Here is a 1,349-nt window from a genome sequence, read left to right as displayed (position 1 = left end):
AATCGAAAAAAGTTTTTATAGTACTATGCTAATTCGAGGTCAATATGGTGGAATAATTAAAGTCGGATACGATCATCTGGCAATTTTTTCTGGTCGAGAATATAACCAGGCAGAATTAGACTTCCCCTTGGCTGAAACTCCGAAAAATATTCCTAGGGAATGGTTGGATAATTTGGAAAAAATAACTGGTAGAACGGAAGCAGAAATGTTGAGCACAATTAAGCAGGATATTTCTCGCTGGATTCCTTGGGCTAAGGGATTGGAAAATATTAAGCTCAAAAAAGCGGTTCAAGTTTATCCTGGTAGAAAAACTACCGATGAGGTAGATGCTGCCAAACGGGATGATAATCCTATTCGTTATCTATATCACCATAAAAATGGGGGTAAATATATTCATATTCCTGGGTTTAAATTAACTTCTATTCCTTACAATGCATTTCAGGTTGTTCTCGAAATACTCTCAACTTATGTATGCAAGGGTATTCTTACCCAAGAGCAAGTAGATAAGCACATAACTATTGACCAAAATCAGCACATAATTCTCTCCCCTGAAATGGAATCTGCTCTTGGTAAAAATCTATCTCAATTGGCGGTTTCTGAAAGAGAAAAAATTATTGATGAGTGGGGTATTTACTAGCACATTATTTATAGCAATTTTATTATAGTAACCAGAACCGCTATTCCCTACTCCCTACTCCCTACTCCCGATTCCCTACTCCCGACTCCCTTCCTATAGTTAAAATCCACAAAGCTGATCCCTCTTACCTTCACGGTTATGATGCCAATAATCGTACAACCAACTACAACCACGATCTAGCAAATAATCCACATCCAAATTCCACAAAATCATTGTTTTGTCTTTACTAGCAGAAGCAATTAACTTACTATCGGGACTAAAACTAACTCCAAATACCGAATCGTTGTGTCCCTTAAAGGTATTAATTAAATGTCCATCCCGACTCCAAAGATTAACTGTTGTATCACTACTCGCAGATGCGATTAAGGTTCCATCAGGACTGAAACTAACCCAATTCACGGCACCATTATGGCCTTTCAAGGTATTGAGCAACTTGCCATCACGATTCCAGAGTTTTACCGTGCCATCACTACTAGCAGAGGCAATCATCTCGCCATCGGGACTGAAACTGACCCAATTGACAGCATCATTATGCTCTTTCAACGTATTGAGCAACTTGCCATCACGATTCCAGAGTTTTACCGTGCCATCACTACTAGCAGAGGCAATCTGTTTGCTGTCTGGGCTAAAACTGACCCCCCAAACCTTATCCTGGTGTCCCTCTAAGGTCTTGAACAAGGTGCCGTCTAAATGCCAGAGTTTAACGGTTTCG

General features: G+C 39.8%; 2 protein-coding genes. One reads left to right on the top strand and one right to left on the bottom strand.

Features of this window, described 5'->3' with window-relative positions:
- A partial coding sequence (locus F6K53_RS42815; RefSeq protein WP_293086687.1) for a hypothetical protein occupies positions 1-637 on the top strand: 637 nt, incomplete at its 5' end.
- A 99-nt stretch (positions 638-736) separates the two neighbouring features.
- On the opposite strand, the gene F6K53_RS42810 is transcribed toward F6K53_RS42815, so the two are convergent.
- Positions 737-1,349 (bottom strand): WD40 repeat domain-containing protein (locus F6K53_RS42810; protein WP_293086684.1); only part of this gene is annotated, 613 nt, incomplete at its 5' end.

The organism is Moorena sp. SIO4A1, from assembly GCF_010672065.1.
In the GTDB taxonomy this organism is placed as follows: Bacteria; Cyanobacteriota; Cyanobacteriia; order Cyanobacteriales; family Coleofasciculaceae; genus Moorena.
This window is presented reverse-complemented; position numbering and strand designations above follow the sequence as displayed.